This window comes from Pseudomonas sp. S1_G07, assembly GCF_054668565.1.
In genome coordinates this window covers 186,825-206,870 of sequence record NZ_CP162778.1, presented here as the reverse complement: position 1 = coordinate 206,870, position 20,046 = coordinate 186,825, and the positions used below count along the sequence as shown (strand labels likewise).

Here is a 20,046-nt window from a genome sequence, read left to right as displayed (position 1 = left end):
ATACGGCAGCGTCACCGACGCGACATTGACCTGAGTCGAACGTAATGCTCAAAGCGACGCAGATCCCCTGTGGGAGCGGGCTTGCTCGCGAAAGCGGTGGGTCAGTCAACGTCAATGTTTCCTGGGCCGACGTCTTCGCGAGCAAGCCCGCTCCCACAGGGCGCTTAACTGACTGGCATTAGGGCAAGCCCCACAGTTGATCTGAATGGGTTTCAGGTGCGCAGGTGAGTCAGCGGCAATTCGGTGCTGTTGAGCACCTGGTTGAGCACAAAGCTCGACCGCACGCTGGTCACGCCTTCAATCCGGGTGAGGTGGCCCAGCAGCAGTTTCTGGTAATGATCCATATCCGGGACCACCACCTTCAGCTGATAGTCCGCATCCATCCCGGTCACCAAACTGCATTCCAATACCTGGGGCAGGGTGCGGATGGCCGCTTCGAAATTCTCGAAACGCTCGGGGGTGTGACGGTCCATGCCGATCAGCACGTAGGCGGTGAGGCTCAGGCCGAGCATCTTGCGGTCGAGCAGGGCGACCTGGCGGGCGATGTAGCCGTCATCCTCCAGTTGCTTGACTCGGCGCGAGCAGGGCGAAGGCGACAGGCCGATACGCTCGGCCAACTCCTGGTTGGAGATCCTCGCGTCGCGCTGCAATTCCGCCAAAATACTCAGGTCGTATCGGTCAAGCTTGCTCATTGGGATGGCCTTTGTCGTAACTATTGCGGTTAATTATCCATGAAGGGTTAAAAATTGCGCAAGCACTGTTTATTAACGCAATCTTCGCAATCATCTGTCGGGCGCGGGCCTGTATCTTTATCAACAGAATCACCGCCTGGACAACAGTCCACTTGCAGCGAGCCCAATCAGGCCCGCTGCGGCCGCCGCCCCAGCAGGGTTGAGCCGGCCTCCAGGCTGCACACTGTCCACCAGACGGCGTGAGGTGAGCCAACGCCAAAAGCGTTGAGCCAGGACGAAGTTCTCAAGGGGTGGCCGACGGGTCACCCCTTTTCTTTGCGTGCGTCTTTTGTCTTAAGAAAATACTTCCCGTGACTGATAACCTGTCTCAGAACCGGCCGAGGCTTTTCCAGTCTCATGTGTAAGCCCTAAACCGCAGTGAGGAAAAGCATGAAGCGCATCTGGCGTATGGCAGGTGTTGGTTTGCTGGTGGTCAGCGTCAGCGCGCAGGTAATGGCCGACGAACGCGATAACGCACCTCGCGAGGGCCAGTGGCCGCAGGGCGGCGGTCAGCATGAAAGGGGCCCTGAAGGTGGGCGACGGCCAGAGAATGCGCCGCCGCGTCCCGAGAACAATCAGCCACGCCCACCCAATTGGCACGGTGAGCGCGGTGGCCCGGACGGCGGCGGCCAGTGGCAAAGCCGGCCAGGCTCTGAGCCACCCCGGCCGGCGGCGCCACAGCCGTCGAATAACCTGCCGATCCAGGGGCGTCCCGATACCGTGCGCCAGACCCAGGAGCCGCGCCAGGGTTACTACCGCGACATCCCTCGGCGCAATGATGGCAACCCGCATTGGGAGGCCGGTGGCCCTGGCCCACACCCTGGCCCGGATGATCACCGCTGGCCAGGCCGTCCCGACGGCCATGGCAATGGCTGGGGCCCAGGCCCGCAATATCACCCAGGCTATGTCGTCGACCGCTTCCCCGAGCGCAATTACCGCGTGCCATATCGCGGCCAGGACTATTTTTTCTCCGGCGGTTACTGGTACCGCCCCCAGGGCCCGCGCTACGTCGTAGTGGCGCCGCCGTACGGTATCCGCGTGCATTATCTGCCGGACTATGCCCGCGAAGTGTGGGTGGGTGGCTCGCTGTTGTTCCTGGCCGCCGGCGCCTACTACGCCTACGAACAAAGCACTCAGCAATACGTGGTGGTGCAACCGCCGGCGGCGGTACCCGCGCCGCCGCCCGCGCCCCAAGGCAATGGTTATGACGTGGTGGCCTATCCCGCCAACGGTCAGTCACCGGCCCAGGTGCAGCAGGACGGTTACGATTGTTATCGCTGGGCGGTGCAGCAAAGCGGCTTCGACCCGCAGGCCGTCACCTATGCCCCCGACCCGGCGGTGGTGCAAACCTACCGCCAGGCCCAGGGCAACTGCCTGAGCAGCCGCGGGTACCAGGTGCAGTATTAAGCCTTGGCGCCCGAGACCACTTCCCGCGGGTCGGCGTGCACCAGCACTTCGGCACGCGGGTAGGCGTTGTGAATGGCATCGGCGGCCTGGTCGCTGATGGCGTGGGCGACTGAAAGCGTCAACTCTCCTGGCAACTCCAGGTGCAACTGCACAAACCAGTGGTTGCCGGAGATGCGCGTACGCAAGTCATGGGCTCCCAACACTCCCGGAATGCCTCGGGCCAGCTCCAGCATGTGCTGGCTGACGTCCGGTGGCAGTTCCTCATCCATCAATACCGCAAAACTTTCCCGGGCAATCTGGATCGCGCTCCACAGGATATAGGCGGCGATGCCCAGGCCGAACCAGGCGTCCACCTGATGCAGGCCAATGCCGGCCAATACCAGCGCCACCAGGATGCTGCCATTGAGCAGCAAGTCCGAGCGGTAGTGCAGCGAATCGGCGCGCACCGCACTCGAGCCCGTCTCGCGTACCACCCGGTGTTGCAGCACCAGCAGCGCGACGGTCAGCGCCAGGGACAGAATAATTACCCCGATGCTCAGCCATGGCGCACCGACGGGTACCGGGTGCTTGATCCGCTCGATTGCCTGCAGCGCAATCAGGACCGCACTGCCGGCGATAAACAACGCTTGCGCCATACCGGCCAGCGACTCCGCCTTGCCATGCCCATAGCGATGATCGTCATCAGCCGGGCGCAGGGCGTAATGCACCGCCAGCAGGTTCAGCAGTGAAGCCACGCCATCGAGCAGTGAGTCGGTCAACCCGGCAAGCATGCTTACCGAGCCACTGAACCACCAGGCGACGGCCTTGGTGATGATCAGCACACAGGCCACACCTACCGACGCGCGGGTGGCCAGGCGCAACAACCGCGCGTGTTCGGGACTGCTGGTCATAAACAGTCCTTATGCGGCAGGTTGCAGGCCGAGGGCGGCCAATTGCTGCACGCTGCCTTTGAACTGAATCATGCGTGGATCGTCCAGTGGCAAGGTGCGGCCGGTTTCCTTCTGGATAATGGTTTGCAGCTTGGCGTTGTCGACCTTGCCGTCGGCGCCGATGGCTTCCTGGAGTTTTTCCGGCGCGACTTGAGCCGTCTTGCCCGGCTCGAAATAAATCGCGCCGGTGGCGAAGTCGACGCCAAACGCGATCAGGCCAGGGATCACATAAAACAGCAGGCCCACGGCATCGAGCACGGCAATCGTCGGGTCGATCTTGCCGTCGATCTGGCCACGGCGGTCGGGGTAGAAAATCGATCCGCAGGCGGTGAGTTGGCTCAGCAGGGTGACGGCGAGGACACCGCCGATGACACGGGAAGCGATACGCATAGGGGCTCTCCTGAACGGTTGAAAACGCGACTATATAGGAACCGCCACCCACAAACCTCTCCCAAGGCGGCCGTGGCGAGAAATGTCCATGGCCACGCCATCGTCTCTCTGCTCATAGAGTATTGATCGGTCTTTTACATTTTGTAGTATTTGCGATAAGTCAGTGCTGCGAACTAAAAGTCCATGAATAGAGCGGTTGCTGAGCGCGACAGTGGTTTTTTTGTGGTTGCATGTTCTCTGTTTGCCCATGTTTCGCAAGAATGTTTATTTCATGGGTTGAATAGGTTTAAAACTGTGTTTAATATCTTTGTGACGAATAATGGAATAACGATATTCTTGGGCAAGCCAAGGGTTCTCCACGGATGGGTTGAACTGTTTCTATACTGGAAAGTTCTGTTTTGATGGCGTCGCCAAGCGATTTGTCGCTTGCGTGAGCACGTATGGCACTGGGTACTTTTTGTGTTGGGTGGGCGGCAAGGCTTAGGCTGCTGCGAGGGCTATTTTTGCATTTGCGGTCTGAAATAAACGCACATAAAAACTCATAATTATATGATTTCTAAGGTATTTATAGTTGTATCTGGCATCGTTTTCTATTTGGCATTTTTAAATGGACTGCTTGGTTTAGTTAGTGTTACTGAACTACTAAGTTCATTCTTTTGATGGGTGTTGAACGGTTTTGTTCTGTTTTTGTTGTTGTACTTGTGAGTGTTGTTTGTATTTGTGGTATCGCCAGTTTAGTTAGTGGGTGGCTAATTATCTGCCTTGTTTTTTCGATGTTTTCAGCTATGGGCTGTGGCCACGCGGCGCATGCGTGCCGTGCCGATCGTGTGGTTGTTAATGTCAACAGCAGCAGCCTGTTTATGCAGTGGCGGAATACACAGATTTTTCTGACTTCTATGGAAAATAACAACAGGGAGCATGAGCGTGAGCAAAGACGAGATGTTGAACAGGTCGATGCCGTTGCTGACCGAAGCAGGCATTGAAAAGCTCGCGGGCTGCAGTGTGGTGATCGCCGGTTGCGGCGGGGTGGGGGGCGCCATGGCCTTGACGCTGTGTCGCATGGGCGTGGAGACATTCAGGCTCGCCGATCCCGGTGTGTTTGACCCGCCGGATATGAACCGTCAATGGGCTGCCACCGGCAGTTCGATGGGGCGTAACAAGGCCTTGGTCTACCGAGAGCTCATCCTCGACCTGAACCCGCTTGCCAAAGTCGAGATTTACGTCGAAGGCGTTACCGACCACAACCAGGCTGAATTCCTCTCAGGCGCCGACATCATGGTGGACTGTCTGGACGCCAACGTTCCCCATGCGTTACGCGAGTCGCTGCACCGTAAGGCTCGGCAGTTGGGCGTTTTCAGCGTGGTCGGTCCCATCATGGGGTTTGGCTGTTTTGCGCTGTGCTCCTCGCCACAGGGCTTGGCTATGGATTATTGGCTCCAGACACTCAAGGCGGCCAAGGAGCAGGGCAAATTGCCGCCGATCTTTGACGAGATCTTCGTGCCGCAGCACATGCAGGCCATCGTGAAAAGCCTGGAGATCGGCAAGGTGCCCACCGTTGCCGTAGGGCCTCTGATTGCGACGTCATTGCTGGCGACCGAATGTGTGAACTACTTGTTGCACGACATCGCACCCGGGTTTCGGGCCCCCATCGTGCTGCCGAATGTGATGTTTTTCGATCTGAACCGGATGAACCACAAGGTCATCGATATTTCTGCCCTGGACGCCAGCGCATGAGTGCCGCTGGTGCAGGTTCTGCCACATTGCGGCGCGACATCCTCGCGCAGGCCGGATTCAACCTGGACCTGGTGCCGGCGGGCTGCGTGGTCGACGATTATCAGACCGACAGCCTGATGAATGCCGTGGGCCTCTCGTTTGCCCCGAGCGGTGATGCGGATGAGCACACCGACCTCTGGTTGTCGAAGTGCCTTACGCAATTGTTCGGGATGCCACTGGCCATTCCGGTTGCACAGGGGCGCCTGGCGGAAGCGATGCTCAGCAATGTGCTGGCTGCGCCAGGTGATTGTGTGCCGGGCAGCCTGCCGTTTCCGACCGCCGCCGTGCATCTGGCGCGAAACGGCGCAGTGTCCATGCCCATGCCGTCTGCGCGACCCGAGGCATCCGAAAATTCGTTTTGTGGGGACATCGACACCGCCGCCCTGGCGCGATTCCTTGAAAACAGCGGTCGAGCCAGGGTTCCCTGCCTGATGCTGGAGGCTTGTACCAACGCGATTGGCGGGCACCCACTGTCTATTGAAAACCTGCGCTCGGTACGGTCAGTGGCGGAGCGCTATGGGATCCCGATCTATCTCGACGCCACCCGGATCTTCAGCAACGCCTACCTGATTCAGCAGCGTAATCGTGCAGAAGGCGCCAGCAGTATTCCTGCCATTGTTCTTGAGCTGTGTGCCTTGGTGGACGGGATCTGGCTGAGCGCAAGCAAAGAATTCCCGGTGCCCATTGGTGGTGTTCTGGCCGTGCGCGATCGCCAGGTATTTGAGCAATGCAGGGACCAGGCCCTGCTTTTCGGCACTGGCCTCGATGTCGCTGCCAAGCACCGGTTGGCAGCGGTGATGGCGGATGTGCCGGTGTTGATTGAGCGGGTCGTCGAGCGGGCGCGGCGGGTCGAGCGGTTTCAGGCCCTGTTGGCGCCGCACTGCGAGGTGGTTACGCCGGGTTGTGCTCATGCGGTGTTCCTGAAGGCGTCGGCGGTGTCCGGCAGCATCGCGCACCACCGGCACCCGCACCGTGCCTTCTTGAATCATCTGTACGTGAAGTACGGCGTCAGAGGCGCGCTCAACCCGGGGGCATCGCAAGAGGCGGGCGACGCGGTGATCCGTTTTGCCGTGCCCATTCTGGGCAAGGACGATCACGCCATCGAATCGGCTGCGGCGAGCATTCGCGCGGCGCTGTCCGAGGCGCATGAGTTTATTGCACTTGAGGAGGTCAACCGGCCCGCAGGTTTCAGCGGCGCGTTGTTGGCGACTTATCGACCCGTTGAGAGTATCGGCCTGTGAAGCGTTCATTCCTGGGAGCGTGCCTCCTGTTCCCGTCCCTCGTCTTTGCGAGCAACCTGCCGACCTCAGTCCCCGATCCCAAGGAGGTGATTTCCCGCTCGGAAGAGCGCCCCATTGGCAAGGACTCGACCTCGCTGTTGGTGATTACATTGACCGACAAAGAGGGCGTCAGCAGGAAACGCGGGTTTGTCTGGTATCACTTGAGCGGCGAAAAGGGCGCGCTCGACCTGCAGAAATTCTTCTTTCCCCGAAGTATCAGGAACATTGCGACGTTTAACGAGGAGGTCAAAGGGGCGGAGGATTTGCAGTACCTCTACTTGCCAGCCGCCAGCCGCGTGCGACGCGTTTCCTCAAAGCACCAGACGTGGGTGGGGTCGGATCTGATCTATGAGGATCTGCAGAAGCTGAAACTGGAAGACTGGGAATTTCGTTTCGCGCCGTCTTCGGACCAGGCCGCTGCCGGGGTTTATGTGGTCGATTGTATCGCCAAGCCTTCATCGAACTCGGCCTACGCCAAGCGCCGTTACTTTATTCGCGCCGATGGGACGTACTTCCCGAACCAGATCGACTTCTTCGATGCCAACGGTACGTTGATCAAGCGGGTTGAACGGGAGCAGGTCAGCGCCTATGGCGATGCCTTGTACGAGCGTTTCGTGAACGTGACCGACTACCGCAACGGGCACCGTACCTCGCTGGAGCGAAAATGGGTTCGGGTCAATACGGGGCTGGATATGCCCACCGTGTCTATTCGCCAGATGGAGCGCAATATCGAACACTTTCCGCAGCCTTCGGACCTGATGCAGTTGGTCAATGCTGAAATGAGCGGGATGGCGGAATGAGCCTGGCACTGGTCAAGAGACTGCTCGGCCCCTTGGCGATAATGGCCAGTTCCGCCGCCGGTGCCTCGGACGATGCCGGCGCCCGGACTACTGCGTTGTGGGAAAACGGCTATACCACCACCACCGGTTTTCTCGACCTGCGCTCTGCCGTGGGGTTGGGCAGCAGTGACCAAGCGTCGGGCGCGGGCGGGCTCAAGTCAGCAATCGATACGGGCTATAAAGGCCGGGGCCGATTCGAACTGGATCATCAGTGGGACACGACCCGTTTAGTGCTATCCGCGGATATTGAGCTTCAGCGTCAGAAAATGCGCGGAGCTGGCGACGAGAACGATCAGGCGGCGCGCCTCTGGGAAGGTTACCTGGAAGTTGAAACCGATGCCGTGGTGTGGCGTCTCGGGCGGCAGGTCATTCAGTGGGGGGTCGCCGACGAAGTCAGCGTGATCGACAGTTTTACACCGCAGGATTTTCGCTATTTTCTGGTTCAGTCCAGGTTTGAGCGCAAATGGCCGGTGACGGCCGTGAGCGGCAAATATGCCTTGAATGCCAAGGACTTCATCGAGGTCATCTGGCTGCCAAGGTTCAGGGAAGACCTGCTGGCCCGACCGGGAGATGAATGGAGTTTGTTCGTCGAGAACAACTACGTGCGAGGCCTCGGGCTGCGCGAGCGCTCCTCGGCAACCGAAGATGGACGGCTGGGCGACAGCGTGTTTGCCGTGCGCAGTGTAACGCGCCGGGATACCTTCGATTTCTCGCTCAATTACGCCTATCACTTTGAACAGTTGGCAGCCTTTGAGGCGGATATTGAAGGGGTTGATAGCAACGGTCGTTACGTGGGCAGCGTGCGGCCCTATCACGCCCGCCAGCAAACCTTCTCGATGGCGTTCGAGACGGGGCGTGAGGGGGTGGGTTTGCGTGGCGAATTAGCCTATGTGACGGACGCGGGGTATGTCACCTATGACATGAGCGTTCCGGGGCTGGTGGAGCGCCGGGATACCGTCAGGGCTGTTGCCGGAGTCGACTACACCTTCGCCTCACGAACTTATGTCAATGTTCAATACACCGCAGATTACATTGAAAACCACAATGGGCTGATGCAACCCGACAAGTTGCGTTCAAGTATCACTTTTCGACTCAACGTTCCCTTGGCGGGCGAAGATGTATGGCTGGAGTTCCAGGGCCGAGAATTTTTAAACATGACTGATAGGTTCATGCGCCTGCAGGTGCGCTGGCGGGTGACTGACGACTGGGAAGTTCGGGGCGGCGGGTTGCACTTTGCCGGCGCCGATGAAGGGATCTTCGGGCAGTTCCGAGATAATGACCAGTTGTACGCAGGGGTTCATTATTTCTTTTAACGATTAACGGGACGTATATCTCGTTGGTCACGTAGTTGACGTTGGATAAACGCTTTGCGTGGGAGTCAGCCACTCTCGTGGCCGCGCACGTCTTGGGTTTTCCAGAAGAGTTAAGTGAAAGTTTCAGCGATTGATCCATTACACCTAGGAGCGTGAATAATGAATGATCTCAAAGGAAACATTGAAACCAACGAGTACCAACTTCGGATGGACAGTGCCAGGGCCCTGTTTTCCGAACGCCAGGATGTTCAGCAGCTCTTCAATACGTCCATGGATGCACCCCTTCTCAACCTGTTCATGATCCATTGGTGTGCCTTGAGTGCGGCGCTGACTACCCCGATTCCTGAGTTCCTCGCCACGGCCGGCGTTCGCTGCGAGGCCTTGGGGTTAAACGCGCTGGCGGAGTTTTTCAAGGAACACACCGAGGAAGAAGACGGGCATCACGAATGGGCCGCGGCGGATACCCACAAGTTGGTGGCATTGTGGAATGCACAATATCCGGATACTCCGCTGGATGCCGGGCAGTTGCTCGCGTCAAATATGACGCCGTCGGTAAAGCACTACCATAAGTTGCATAAAGACGTTGTGTCCGGGCCGGCCCCCTGGGCCGAGTTGGCCATTGATGTCGAGATCGAATTGATCACCACGCAATATGGCCCGCCGCTGATGAAAGCCTGTGCACAAGCCTTGTGCGAAGAGGGGCGCCAAAGTATTTCGTTCCTGAGCGAACATGTCCATTTTGACTTCGGGCATACCGATACCAACTTCCAAGTGGTGGCGGAACTTATCGCGCTTAAACCTGAATTCACTGAACACCTGGTGAAAATCGGTGAACAAGCCCTGGATGCTTATGGTGACTTCCTGGGCGAAGCATTGCACATGGCCAAACAGTCTTATGGCCTGTTGAAACGTAATAGTGCTGCGCTCAGCGTATAAGTTGAACCGCATCGGACTGGATATGGGCAGGTAATAAGGAATCGTTCGGTATGGCGAAAAAAGTATGTGGCGAGTGCTTACTGACTGACGATGTCGAGGGCGTTGCACTGGACTCGGATGGTATCTGCAACCTATGTCGTATATGGGCAGGCGGAGGCAGGCAACGCCAGGAGGCGCAGCGCGAGCTCTTCGAGCAAGACCTGGAGCGTACGCTTCGGGCTGCCAAGGGGCAGGGCAAGGTTTACGACTGTGTGGTCTCTTTCAGTGGAGGCAAAGACAGTTGCTACCTGCTGCACCGCCTAGTGGTCGACTACGGGTTGAAAGTATTGGCCTACACGAGCGACTACGACATACCGCCCAGAACCTGGGAAAACATCCGGCGAACCATCGGTGCGCTGGGTGTCGACCATTACGTTCACACACCCAGCCCAAGCCTCTACAAGCGTTTCATCCGCCACTTGCTGATGAACCAGAAGCCGGGAGGAGCCGTCCAGACGGTGTGTTATTTCTGGTTGGACATCCGCGAGGGAGACCTTCTGCGCTTCGCGATTGAGCGTGACATTCCGCTGATTTTCACCGGGTATTCGCCGGGACAACCCGCTCCCGAGCGGATGCTGTATGAAATGTCGCCGGCGCGTATTGCGCAGGATTGGACGCCTCACGAACTGTTTGCGAGCGGGCTATTCAAGGCGCATGAGCTGGAGCTGTTCTGGGACCCGAAACGCGATGCCGCCGGGCGGGCTTTACCTCGGGTCCTTGCGCCCTTCCATGCTTGGGAATACGACCAGGCGAAGGTCATCCGCACGGTCATCGACTTGAAGTTGGTGCAGAGCAAAATTCACGCTAACCCGGTGCTGAGCAACTTCACCCTGAACTGGTTGCTGATGTACTCGGATCTCAAGAACCTTGGATACAACCCCTATAAGCCGGAATTCGCCCAACTGGTGCGTGAGGGCAAGGCCGGTCGCCTGAAGTGGCGGATCATTTTCGCACTGATGGATTTCATGGTGCGAAAGCAAATCCTGATGGGGCGCTACATCCAGAAGTCGCTGGATGACCTGGAGCTTCAACTGGCCGATTTGAAACTGGCTGCGCCTGGCCAGCAGGTCCATTGCGCGCATCGACAAGCGTCCCCGGTTGCCAGCGAATCGCGAGATTGCGCATGAACGTCGGCAGGCAGGGAACAGGGGCATCCAGATGAAAAACACTCGCCGATTGGACGCGTTGTTTGATGGCTTTGCCCATTTCGAATTTCCTTATGCCGGCGTCGCACGACAGGTGTATCGCATCGGCGAAGGGCCAGGGGTTGTGCTCATGCATGAAGTCCCCGGGCTCCACGCCGGTGTCGTACGGCTGGCCAGGCAACTGGCGGGGGCAGGGTTCAGTGTGTGGCTGCCGGTACTGTTCGGCGAGCCAGGAGTGGTCGTCACGCCGGCATCGGTCGTGGGGTGCATGGGCAAGGTCTGCGTATCCAGAGAGTTTCACGTGCTCGCCAAGCGCAAGGTCAGCCCGATCACCGAGTGGCTCAGAGCGCTCGCCCGCCATGCGCATGAGGTGTGCGGCGGGGAGGGCGTGGGCGTGATCGGCATGTGCCTGACCGGCGGGTTTGGGCTGGCGATGATGGCCGATGCATCGGTCATCGCGCCTGTGTTAGCCAACCCGTCCTTGCCCTTTGCGTTATCGGCGGCGCAGGGCGCCGCGCTGGGGATGGACGAGCCCACGCTTGCGCGGGTTAAAGAGCGCGCGCGCCAGGGAGGCATCGAAATACTGGGCCTGCGTTTTACCGGTGACCCGGCGGTGCCGGACAGTCGATTCGAACGGCTCAGGGCCGAGTTCGGAAGCCAGTTCCACGCCTATGAAATCGACTCATCACCGCACAACCCCCATGGCATAGGGCGGTGGGCGCATTCGGTGTTGGGGGTCAGTTATGTCGACGAGGAGCACCACCCGACAAAGTTGGCAGAGCAACGGGTGATCGCGTTTTTAAAACATCAACTTTCATCATCCCGGGAAGATCACAGCTATGGAAACCATTGAACTGGCCAGAGTGATCGCGCCGGCCATTTTGTTTGTGATGATGATGGGGATGGGGCTCGGATTGAGGCGCCAGGATTTTGTAAACCTGGTGAAAACACCGACAGCAACCATCGTCGGCCTGGTGGGACAAGTGGTGGTTTTGCCGCTACTGGGTGTCGCCGTGGCGCTACTGTTCAAGTTGGAGCCGGCATTGGCGCTGGGTGTGGTTATTTTGTCGTTATGCCCTGGCGGTGTGGCCTCTAATACGATTTCATTTTTAATCAAAGGTGATGTGGCGCTGTCCATTTCACTGACCATTGTTTCAAGTTGCATTGCCTTTGTTTCGGTGCCGCTATTGGCGGGCATGGCCTTGTCTTATTGGCAGGCGGGTCATCAGGGGCTGCAATTGCCCATGACCGATACCGTGATCAAGTTATTCGTGATCACCCTCATTCCCCTGGCACTCGGTATGGCCGTGGCCAAACGACTACCGCAGGCCGCCCGGCGCCTGGAGGGGCCACTGCGCGTATTGGGCTTCAGCTTTCTGATGCTGATGGTGCTGAGTGTCCTGGCCATGGAGTTTCAGTTGATTTATGGATTTATCGAGCGCGTTGGCCTGGCTTTGTTGGTGCTATTTGGCAGTTGTATGGGGCTGGCCTACGGGGTCGCAAAGTTGACCCGGTTAAACACGGCGCAAGTGCGAGCGATTACGGTGGAAATCGGGATTCAGAATAGTGCGTTGGCCTTGGTTATCGCCGGCCTATTGGGCAGTGTCGATATGGCGGTGCCGGCCATTTTATATAGCGTGGTGGTGTGTCTTTGTGCGGTGTTGGGTGTGTGCGTGTTCTGGCTTACAGGCCACCGGCGTAGCGTTAAACAGCATGCGCATTCGCCAATGCCGGAACGTTGAGTTAACGCAGGTTGGGCGCTTTTCATAAAGGCGACCGTTCATTTTGAACCGTCTTCAATTACTCGCGCAGGAATAGTCGAACATGGACGTTGCCAGCATCTTCATCCAGCTGTTGTTGATACTTTTTGTGGCTCATGTTCTGGGGCGCGTCGCCGTTTGGCTGGGGCAACCTACGGTGATCGGGCATCTGCTCACGGGCATTATTATTGGGCCTATGGTGTTGGGTGCGTATGACCCCGAACTCAAGCGTTACTTTTTTTCCAATGTGATTGGCCTGATGGCACTCAGTAAAATCGGGCTGGTTTTCATCATGTTCGGTCTTGGCCTGGAGGCAGGCAAAACGCCTGCGGTGCCCCATAACGTTAAGCGCCAGAGTGCCGCCGGTATTGCTGTTGCGGGGTTCCTGGGGGCCGGGTTGGCCGGTGTCATATTGGCTTACTTCACTCACGGTGTCTTCGCACAAGGCACAGAGCGTACGCCCTATATGCTGTTTTTTGGGGTCGCCATGGCCGCTACGGCGGTGCCGGTACTGGCCAGCATTCTTGACGACAAACGTTTCCTGCATCGTCGCCTGTCAGCCTTGGTGCTCAACGCCGCAGTGATTACCGACATTCTTGCGTGGTTCGCCTTGTCGGTGGTGCTGATGCTGGTTTCCAGCAGCGCCGGGCACGGCATTCTGTACTCCAGCCTTGCCCTGTTGCTGCTGGTGCTGGTGGCGGAGTGCCTGGTGAGCCGCATCTATGTTTCATCCACTCCGGTTGGGCAGGACGCGATTGGCGCGAGTGTGATCATCGTGCCGTTGGTGGTGCTGTTCGCTTTTTGCGTGGTCAGCGACCTGGCCAATGCCCATGTCACGATCGGTGCCTTTGTCGCGGGCCTGGCGTTTCGCAAACACGCCGTACTGCGCCTGTATTGGGACAAAGGCCCTCACGCCCTCGTGAGTATGTTTTTCACCCCGTTGTTCTTCGGCACGGCCGCCATGAACGTGGCGATTGAGGCGGGGGACGTCGTGTATCTGCTGATGTGGGGCGGCCTTTTCTTTGTGGTCGGCGCGGTTGGGAAAGTGGGCTTTTCTTACCTGGCTGCCAGATTGACTGGCCTGTCACGGCCCGACTCATTCGTCGTTGCTTCGCTGATGAATACCAAGGGCGTGATGGAAATCATCCTGCTCACGGTTGGGTTGGAAGTCGGCGTTATTTCCGCACAGTTGTACGGCATCTTAATGGTGGTCGCATTGTTTGCCACCGTGATTACGCTGCCGATCGTACGCCTGGTTCCGGTCAGCCCGACGCCACCGTTGGCGCGCGCACCCATTAATGAGCGAGACAGCGTCAGGAATAATAAAAAGCCGCTGGTTAATGAACAGTCGTTGATTCGTTAAACGCACACTGACAGTCAGTGGCGATGATGAAAGTGGCAACTACCTGAAGAGCGAGGGATAGCGGATGACATTTATAACAATGCCTCTGTTGAGTGCCGACAGAGACGCGGGCAGCGAACAACTAGACGCCGGTTTTTTTGACAGTTCCGATCATTTGGTCTGTCCAATAAACGCGCAGATGACCTTATCCGATGAATGCACCACCGACGTGCAAGTTACACAACTGACCGAATACGCGTTGGTGATCGTGACTGACCGGGAACTGACGCCTGGACGTATCGTTCAAGTTGGTTTGCGCGATGACATTGCCGATAAGGATGTTCTTTTCAAGGTGCAAATTATCCGCGTCACCTGCGCATCGGCGGATGCACGCTGGACCGCTCAATGTAGCGCGCCGATCATTGATGGAAAGCCGGCGTGGCCGCGTTGCGTCAGGAATTTATATCAACGGCTGCGTGTAGACCGGGAGATGTGGAAAGAAAACCGCCGGCCGGGGGATCAACTTAAACGCTCGCTGGGTCGGCACGCCATGGCCCAGGACATTCATTTGAGCAATGCCGCCACTGTGGATGATCGAGAGTCGGCCTATCGCCTGGTCTATAGCGCCTATTTTCGTAAGGGGCTGGCGGAGCCGAAGCAGAATGGGCTGTTTACCAATGCGTTTCTGCTGAACCCGGAGACCGTGACGTTTATCGGTAAAGTCTCGGGAGAGGTGGCCATGACCGTCACGTCCATACCGGACTCCGACGATAAGTTGCCGATGGACGCGGTATTCGAAGATTGCCTGGCGCCCTTGCGCAAAGAGGGCCGGGTATTGGCCGAGTTCGGAATGCTGGCGGTAGACCCTTCGTATTTCGGGGCCATTGCCTATACCGTGCACGACCCCGAAAAAATGGTAAACGTTTATTCGCTTTTCAGAATTGCATTGCAGCACGCTAAGTTCTGTAAAGGTTATACGGACATCATGTTTGCGATCCCTCCCAAACATCAGGCGCTTTACCGCTTCATGGGGGTGAGTGCCATTTCCGAAACGCGTTATTACAGCAAGTACAACACCCCCGCCGTTGCGATGCGCATTGACCTGCTTGCCCTGGATTTGCGTGCGCATGTTCAAGAGTTTTTATTCGGAACCCCGATTGCGCAACTCAGTGCCATCGGCCGCACAGAGTGGCCGGAGGACGCCTTGATAAGAATATTCGGTGACGCCGTTGCTGTAAGTGCGTAGCCGCAACCGTGAGTCTGACCACAAAACACCAAGAAGGTGACAGGGAGATAAGTATGGACAAGGTGATGAAAGCGGTGCCCGCAAGTGCGGAATTTGATTTTCCAACCATTGATTTAACCCATGACCCTAAGATCGATCTGGTGACCAGGGCCCAGTACTGGACCGATTTTCTGCGGCGCTATTATTTTGTCGGGCGCAAGGATCATGGCCCCTACGGCTCACCCGCGTGTATCAAGCGCACAAAGAGTATCGAAGCAAAGATCCGCGAGCAGTCCCGTGCTTATGGTGATGGTCCGACCCTGCCGGTGCCGGAGGTCTCGATCAAAGACCTGTCGCCGGAGAACTTCCACAAGATTTTCCTGGAGCCCAACACACCGGTAGTTTTCGAGGCGCGGCCAAAGACTGGGAGGCGGTTAAGAAGTGGACCCCCGAATTCTTCGCCGAACACTATGGCGATGTGAAGGTTGCCACTCGGGTACGGGGCACGGAGCTTAACGAAAAGGCGTTGCAGTACATTGACTTGCCTTTGTCGGAAGTGGTCGAGAACATCCGCCAGGGCGGCTCCTATTACCCCGGCCATACGGAGGACCTGTTCAATAAACACCCGGAACTCAGAAACGAACTGGACCTGGACACCCTGGGCAAATATTTGAGTACGCGTGACAAACGCATCATGTCGACTCAGTTGTTTCTCTCCGCCGGCGGCGTGATCTCCGGTTGGCACTGCACGGGTGGCCCCAACTTGTTCACGATGGTCAACGGCGTGAAAAAGTGGACGTTCGTCCATCCAAAACACTCGATGTGGATGCACCCGATCACGCGCAAGGATATGTTCTACGCTGCCACAATGCTGGATTGGCGCAAAAGCCACGACGAAATTGAGGCTGACGGTTACCCGCTCTACCGGTACATTCCCAAATACACGACGACGCTGGAGGCTGGCGACGTGCTGTTTTCGCCGCACTGGTGGTGGCATTGTGTCGAGACGCCAGTGCCATCGATTGCAATTGCTTCACGTGCAATCAACAAACTGGTGATGGGAAACAAGATGTTCTCATTGATGTGGATTACCTCACCTCGCTTCCGTCAGACCGTGCTCACTGTGCTTAAAGAGGGCTGGGGCTCGGACAAGGCCACAGGGGCCAAGCTGGCCTTTGAGTTCGACACGGAGGAGTTTGTACGTCGAGTATCGCGTTAAACGAGGTCATTAAAAATAAAAACGGCGTACCCGGCCCGGGCAGTCTGTTTGATGCCCGCAAGCCTGAAACGCTATGCAAGAACGGATTGCCCTGACTCTAAAGGAGTAGATATGAGCGCTATTTTGTTTAGCTATGCACTGTGTGTAGTTGTGTTGTTTGTGAAGATGTTTGCCATTTCTTTGTATCAAGGTATTTATAGAATTGGCCGGCTGACCTTCAAGAATGCAGAGGATGCAAAGTTTGTCGGGCGCCCCGCCAGCCCGGAAGAATTACCCCAGGTCGCACGTGCTGCACAGGCATGGATGAACGACCTTGAAAACATCCCACTCTTTTTTGCCTTGGGCGCGCTTTACGTCATGGTTGGCGCACCTGCCGAACCGGCCATCGGGTTGTTTTACACATTCACCGCCGCGCGCGTGCTGCACACCGTGACTTACCTGGCACGCTGGCAACCATGGCGCACACTCTCCTATGTCGTTGGCATCGCCTGCCTGTTCGGCCTGGCCGGGATCATCGTTTCAACCCTGATGGACCAGACGATCTGAGCATCGATCAATGTTGATCGAGTGTGATGTGGCTGAGTGAGGTGTTTGCATGCGTACTGCTGCGTTGGTTCGCTATCTGGTCAAGTGGCGCACGTTTAATGCGCTATTCGTAATCGTCTGTGTTTTGGGCCTTTCTCCAGGCTTGTTGGATACCCGCTTCGATGCCTCGATCGAGTCATTTCTGCCGCAGGGCAATGTGGAGCGCCTGCGTTACGACAGTTTCAAAAAGGTGTTCGGTGACGACCGCATGGTGGTGGTGGCCCTGCCACGCCAGGTGGTGTTCAGCCCTGAGGTCATGGCGCGGCTGAAGGCCGTCACCGAGCAAATCGAGGGGATGGCAGACGTAGCTCGAGCCACGAGTATTGCCACGGTCAACATCATTTATGGCCAGGATCAGTCCATTGATATCCTGCCCGCTGCACAGGCGTTGGCGCAGCCGGGGTCGTATGACGTACGGCGAATTACCGAAAAACTGCTCAGTAGCCCCCTGTACCAACGCGATCTGATTTCACTGGATGGGCAGATCCCCGCCCTCCTTATTGAAGCCCGAACCGACAGTGGCGACGGCAAGTTCGAGCGCATTCTGTCGGCGCTTGACGCGCAGATGATCAAGGCGGGTTTTCCGGTGTTCTATGTCGCCGGTGAGCCGGTGGTGGAGCACCGGGTGACCAGCGATATGTGGTCGGACCTTAAAACCTTTATCCCTCTGACATCCCTGGTTCTGTTCGTCTTGTTGATGGTGTTGCTACGTAACCTGGGCGATGTGTTGGTGGTCTTGACGGTGGTGACCCTGTGCGTGGTGCTGTTGCTCGGTGCCATGGGCATGCTGGGGGTTGCGGTCAATGCCGTGACGGTCGGGCTACCGTCGGTACTGATGTGCATCGCTGTTCTCGATTGCCTGCACATTCTGGATACCTACCGCCAGGCGCTGAACAATGCTGCCACGAAAGTGCAGGCCATCGAGCACTCGCTGAGCGTCAATCTCATGCCCTGTTTTCTGACGTCGGCGACCACGGCCATCGGCTTTTTAAGCCTTGCCGTCAGTGAGGTCGCCCCGATCAGGGCGTTTGGTGTCATCGCTGCGTTGGCGGCTATTGCCGCCTATGTCATATCGCTGATGGTCATGCCCCGTCTGTTGGAGTGCATTCCGGCCAGGCTGGCGCGCAAGGTGCCCGACCATCGATACGCCACCTGGGTGCGACGTCTTGAGCCCCTGTATCGCTCGCGCCGCACATTGCCGGTGCTGACGGTGTTGGTGGTCCTGGTGGCCCTGGTGCCGCTGGGTCGGCTGCATGTGGAAGCGTCGTTTTTGAATTTTATTGACCCCGCCACGCCTGTCAGGTCTTCGACCGATTACATCGAGCGGCAACTGGGGGGTGTGGCGAGCCTGGAAGTCAGCCTGCGTACCGCCGAAAAAGGCGGTGTGCTGGAGCCGGCCGTGCTCAGCGAAATTGTTCAACTGCAGGCCTTCATTGCCAGCCTCCAGGGTGTGGACAAGAGCGTTTCGGTCGTCGATTTCCTCAAGGACATACACCGTGAGATGAATGGAGGAGACGCGCGTTACTACACGTTGCCGCAGAGCCGCGAAGCCGCAGAGCAGTATGTGTTCACCTACTCATTGGCCGGCCCCGATAACGAGCTCAAGAGCTTTCTCGACTATGACAATCAGACCACCCGTATACGCATCCGCATGCAGCAACTGCCCTACGCGCAAATGCAACAGGTGATCGAGGCGCTGCAAACCTACACGACGCAACACAGTTCACCGGCATTCACCTACAGCCTTACCTCCTATTCGGTGATTCAGGCGGCGATGGTGCAAAAAATGGTGCAAGGCATGTGGTGGGGCATTGGCTTTGCCATCGCGTGCATGTTCGCGGCGTTCCTGATGTTGACGCGCTCACTGTGGGTGTCGGGCATTGCCGTGGTCGCCAATACGATGCCGCTCATCGTGGCCTTCGGCGTGATGGGCGCATTGGGGCTGTCGATCAATATCGGCACGTCGATGATTGCCTGCATCATTTTCGGCCTGGTGGTGGACGCTTCGCTTCACTGCTTCTACCACGTCAAAGACTTCCCTCTCAGCGCCACACCCGAGGAGATGACCCGCTCCATTTTCGAGGGCGTCGGGGAAGCCTTGCTGACCGGGGGCCTGGTGTTATGTTCGGGCTTTCTTGTGCTGGTCATGGGCGAGTCGTACTTCACTCGGCTGTTTGGAGCCTTCTGCGCCCTGGCGATTCTTATCTCGGTGTTCTGCAATGCCGTGGGGATTCCCTATCTGCTCTATCACTTCTACGGCCGGCGCCAACCTGACACCCCCGCCAACCCGGTGCTGGACACCTGAAACCGGACGCGCCTCACTCGACACACTTTCAAGGATGAAGACATGATCGATTTATATACCTATGCCACGCCCAATGGCTGGAAAGCCTCGGTAATGCTGGAGGAGCTCGCCGTCCCCTACACGGTCAAGCTGGTAGACCTGCAGCGCGGGCAGCAACAGTTGCCTGACTTTACGACGCTTAATCCCAATGGGCGCATTCCGGTGATTGTCGATCACAGCGCAGACGACTTCTGCGTGTTCGAGTCCGGCGCGATCCTCATTTATCTCGCGCAAAAACATGGCCGCTTGCTGCCTGACGACGTGAAGCAGCAGTCATTGGTGATGCAGTGGCTGATGTTCCAGATGGGCGGGCTGGGGCCGATGATGGGCCAGGCCAATGTGTTCAACCGGTACTTTCCGGAAAAAATCCCCAGTGTCATTGCGCGCTATCAAAACGAGTCCAAACGCCTGTTGAGCGTGCTGGACCAGCGCCTGTCAGCGCACGAGTACCTGGCAGGCGACTACAGCATCGCCGACATCGCCAACTGGTGCTGGGCGCGGGGCCATGAATGGTCGGGTATCGATATTGACGACTTGCCCCACCTGCAACGATGGCTGAGCGCCATTGAGCAACGGCCCGCCGCCCAGCGCGGCGTGAAGGTGCCTTTCGACATCAGCGATGTGATCGGGGCCGGGCGCAAGGAGGCTTCTGCCCAAGCCTATGCGAGCGCCGGCCAGTCACTGTTCAAACCCATGTCTTCGGGTGGATGAACGACGTTTGCCGGCGACGGCAGACCCGAATGAGCACGTATTTCAACGTCTGAACCTACGTATCCGCCGTTGAGCGCG

18 protein-coding genes and 1 pseudogene are annotated in these 20,046 nt (G+C 57.7%); 16 read left to right on the top strand and 3 right to left on the bottom strand.

Going from position 1 to position 20,046, the window contains the following annotated elements:
• Nucleotides 1-212: 212 nt before the first annotated feature.
• Nucleotides 213-692, bottom strand: a complete 480-nt coding sequence (locus tag AB4O05_RS00905; RefSeq protein WP_003194418.1) for an Lrp/AsnC family transcriptional regulator — start codon at nt 690-692, stop codon at nt 213-215.
• A 429-nt stretch (nt 693-1,121) separates the two neighbouring features.
• Here AB4O05_RS00905 and AB4O05_RS00900 point away from each other — a divergent pair, with 429 nt between their 5' ends.
• On the top strand, nt 1,122-2,138 hold the full coding sequence (locus AB4O05_RS00900; RefSeq protein WP_460133767.1) for a DUF6515 family protein: 1,017 nt from the start codon (nt 1,122-1,124) through the stop codon (nt 2,136-2,138).
• Here AB4O05_RS00900 and AB4O05_RS00895 read toward each other — a convergent pair.
• Together AB4O05_RS00895 and AB4O05_RS00890 are read right to left on the bottom strand one after the other, a co-directional pair.
• Nucleotides 2,135-3,028 (bottom strand): cation diffusion facilitator family transporter, encoded by an 894-nt coding sequence (locus AB4O05_RS00895; RefSeq protein WP_460133769.1) that lies wholly within the window; start codon nt 3,026-3,028, stop codon nt 2,135-2,137. The genes AB4O05_RS00900 and AB4O05_RS00895 overlap by 4 nt on opposite strands.
• A gap of 9 nt (nt 3,029-3,037) precedes the next feature.
• A complete protein-coding gene (locus AB4O05_RS00890; protein WP_159937367.1) occupies nt 3,038-3,457 on the bottom strand; it encodes a polyribonucleotide nucleotidyltransferase in 420 nt (139 codons plus the stop codon).
• A 924-nt stretch (nt 3,458-4,381) separates the two neighbouring features.
• On the opposite strand from AB4O05_RS00890, the gene AB4O05_RS00885 reads away from it, so the two are divergent.
• The 15 genes and pseudogenes from AB4O05_RS00885 to AB4O05_RS00815 all read left to right on the top strand — a co-directional run bounded on the left by AB4O05_RS00885 (nt 4,382) and on the right by AB4O05_RS00815 (nt 19,968).
• The gene (locus tag AB4O05_RS00885; protein ID WP_460133770.1) at nt 4,382-5,191 is read left to right on the top strand and encodes a ThiF family adenylyltransferase; all 810 of its coding nucleotides are present in this window, start codon (nt 4,382-4,384) and stop codon (nt 5,189-5,191) included.
• Nucleotides 5,188-6,471, top strand: a complete 1,284-nt coding sequence (locus AB4O05_RS00880) for a beta-eliminating lyase-related protein (protein WP_460133771.1) — start codon at nt 5,188-5,190, stop codon at nt 6,469-6,471. The genes AB4O05_RS00885 and AB4O05_RS00880 overlap by 4 nt, the downstream gene beginning before the upstream one ends.
• Nucleotides 6,468-7,310, top strand: a complete 843-nt coding sequence (locus AB4O05_RS00875) for an outer membrane lipoprotein-sorting protein (protein ID WP_460133772.1) — start codon at nt 6,468-6,470, stop codon at nt 7,308-7,310. The genes AB4O05_RS00880 and AB4O05_RS00875 overlap by 4 nt, the downstream gene beginning before the upstream one ends.
• Entirely contained in the window at nt 7,307-8,662 is a 1,356-nt protein-coding gene (locus tag AB4O05_RS00870) for a DUF1302 family protein (RefSeq protein WP_460133774.1), read from the top strand. The genes AB4O05_RS00875 and AB4O05_RS00870 overlap by 4 nt, the downstream gene beginning before the upstream one ends.
• Nucleotides 8,663-8,821: 159 nt before the next feature.
• Nucleotides 8,822-9,598: a hypothetical protein gene (locus AB4O05_RS00865; protein ID WP_460133775.1), complete on the top strand. Its 777-nt coding sequence runs from the start codon at nt 8,822-8,824 to the stop codon at nt 9,596-9,598.
• 50 nt (nt 9,599-9,648) lie between these two features.
• On the top strand, nt 9,649-10,764 hold the full coding sequence (locus AB4O05_RS00860) for an adenine nucleotide alpha hydrolase family protein (RefSeq protein WP_460133776.1): 1,116 nt from the start codon (nt 9,649-9,651) through the stop codon (nt 10,762-10,764).
• A gap of 31 nt (nt 10,765-10,795) precedes the next feature.
• Nucleotides 10,796-11,635, top strand: coding sequence for a dienelactone hydrolase family protein (locus AB4O05_RS00855; protein ID WP_460133778.1), 840 nt, complete (start codon nt 10,796-10,798; stop codon nt 11,633-11,635).
• On the top strand, nt 11,622-12,524 hold the full coding sequence (locus tag AB4O05_RS00850) for a bile acid:sodium symporter family protein (protein ID WP_460133779.1): 903 nt from the start codon (nt 11,622-11,624) through the stop codon (nt 12,522-12,524). The genes AB4O05_RS00855 and AB4O05_RS00850 overlap by 14 nt, the downstream gene beginning before the upstream one ends.
• Nucleotides 12,525-12,606: 82 nt before the next feature.
• Nucleotides 12,607-13,905 carry a cation:proton antiporter gene (locus AB4O05_RS00845; RefSeq protein WP_460133780.1) on the top strand — a complete coding sequence of 433 codons (1,299 nt, stop codon included), beginning with the start codon at nt 12,607-12,609 and terminating at the stop codon, nt 13,903-13,905.
• 64 nt (nt 13,906-13,969) lie between these two features.
• Entirely contained in the window at nt 13,970-15,130 is a 1,161-nt protein-coding gene (locus AB4O05_RS00840; RefSeq protein WP_460133781.1) for an N-acyl amino acid synthase FeeM domain-containing protein, read from the top strand.
• Nucleotides 15,131-15,183: 53 nt separating this feature from the next.
• Nucleotides 15,184-15,591 carry a hypothetical protein gene (locus tag AB4O05_RS00835; RefSeq protein ID WP_460133782.1) on the top strand — a complete coding sequence of 136 codons (408 nt, stop codon included), beginning with the start codon at nt 15,184-15,186 and terminating at the stop codon, nt 15,589-15,591.
• A pseudogene (locus AB4O05_RS00830) lies at nt 15,573-16,328 on the top strand (cupin-like domain-containing protein); the annotation flags it as partial. The gene AB4O05_RS00835 and the pseudogene AB4O05_RS00830, both read left to right, overlap by 19 nt.
• A gap of 111 nt (nt 16,329-16,439) precedes the next feature.
• Complete coding sequence (locus AB4O05_RS00825) at nt 16,440-16,874, top strand: MAPEG family protein (protein ID WP_460133784.1); 435 nt, start codon at nt 16,440-16,442, stop codon at nt 16,872-16,874.
• Between the two features lie 49 nt (nt 16,875-16,923).
• Nucleotides 16,924-19,218 carry an efflux RND transporter permease subunit gene (locus AB4O05_RS00820; protein ID WP_460133787.1) on the top strand — a complete coding sequence of 765 codons (2,295 nt, stop codon included), beginning with the start codon at nt 16,924-16,926 and terminating at the stop codon, nt 19,216-19,218.
• A gap of 42 nt (nt 19,219-19,260) precedes the next feature.
• On the top strand, nt 19,261-19,968 hold the full coding sequence (locus tag AB4O05_RS00815) for a glutathione S-transferase family protein (RefSeq protein WP_460133788.1): 708 nt from the start codon (nt 19,261-19,263) through the stop codon (nt 19,966-19,968).
• The last annotated feature ends 78 nt before the right edge of the window (nt 19,969-20,046 follow it).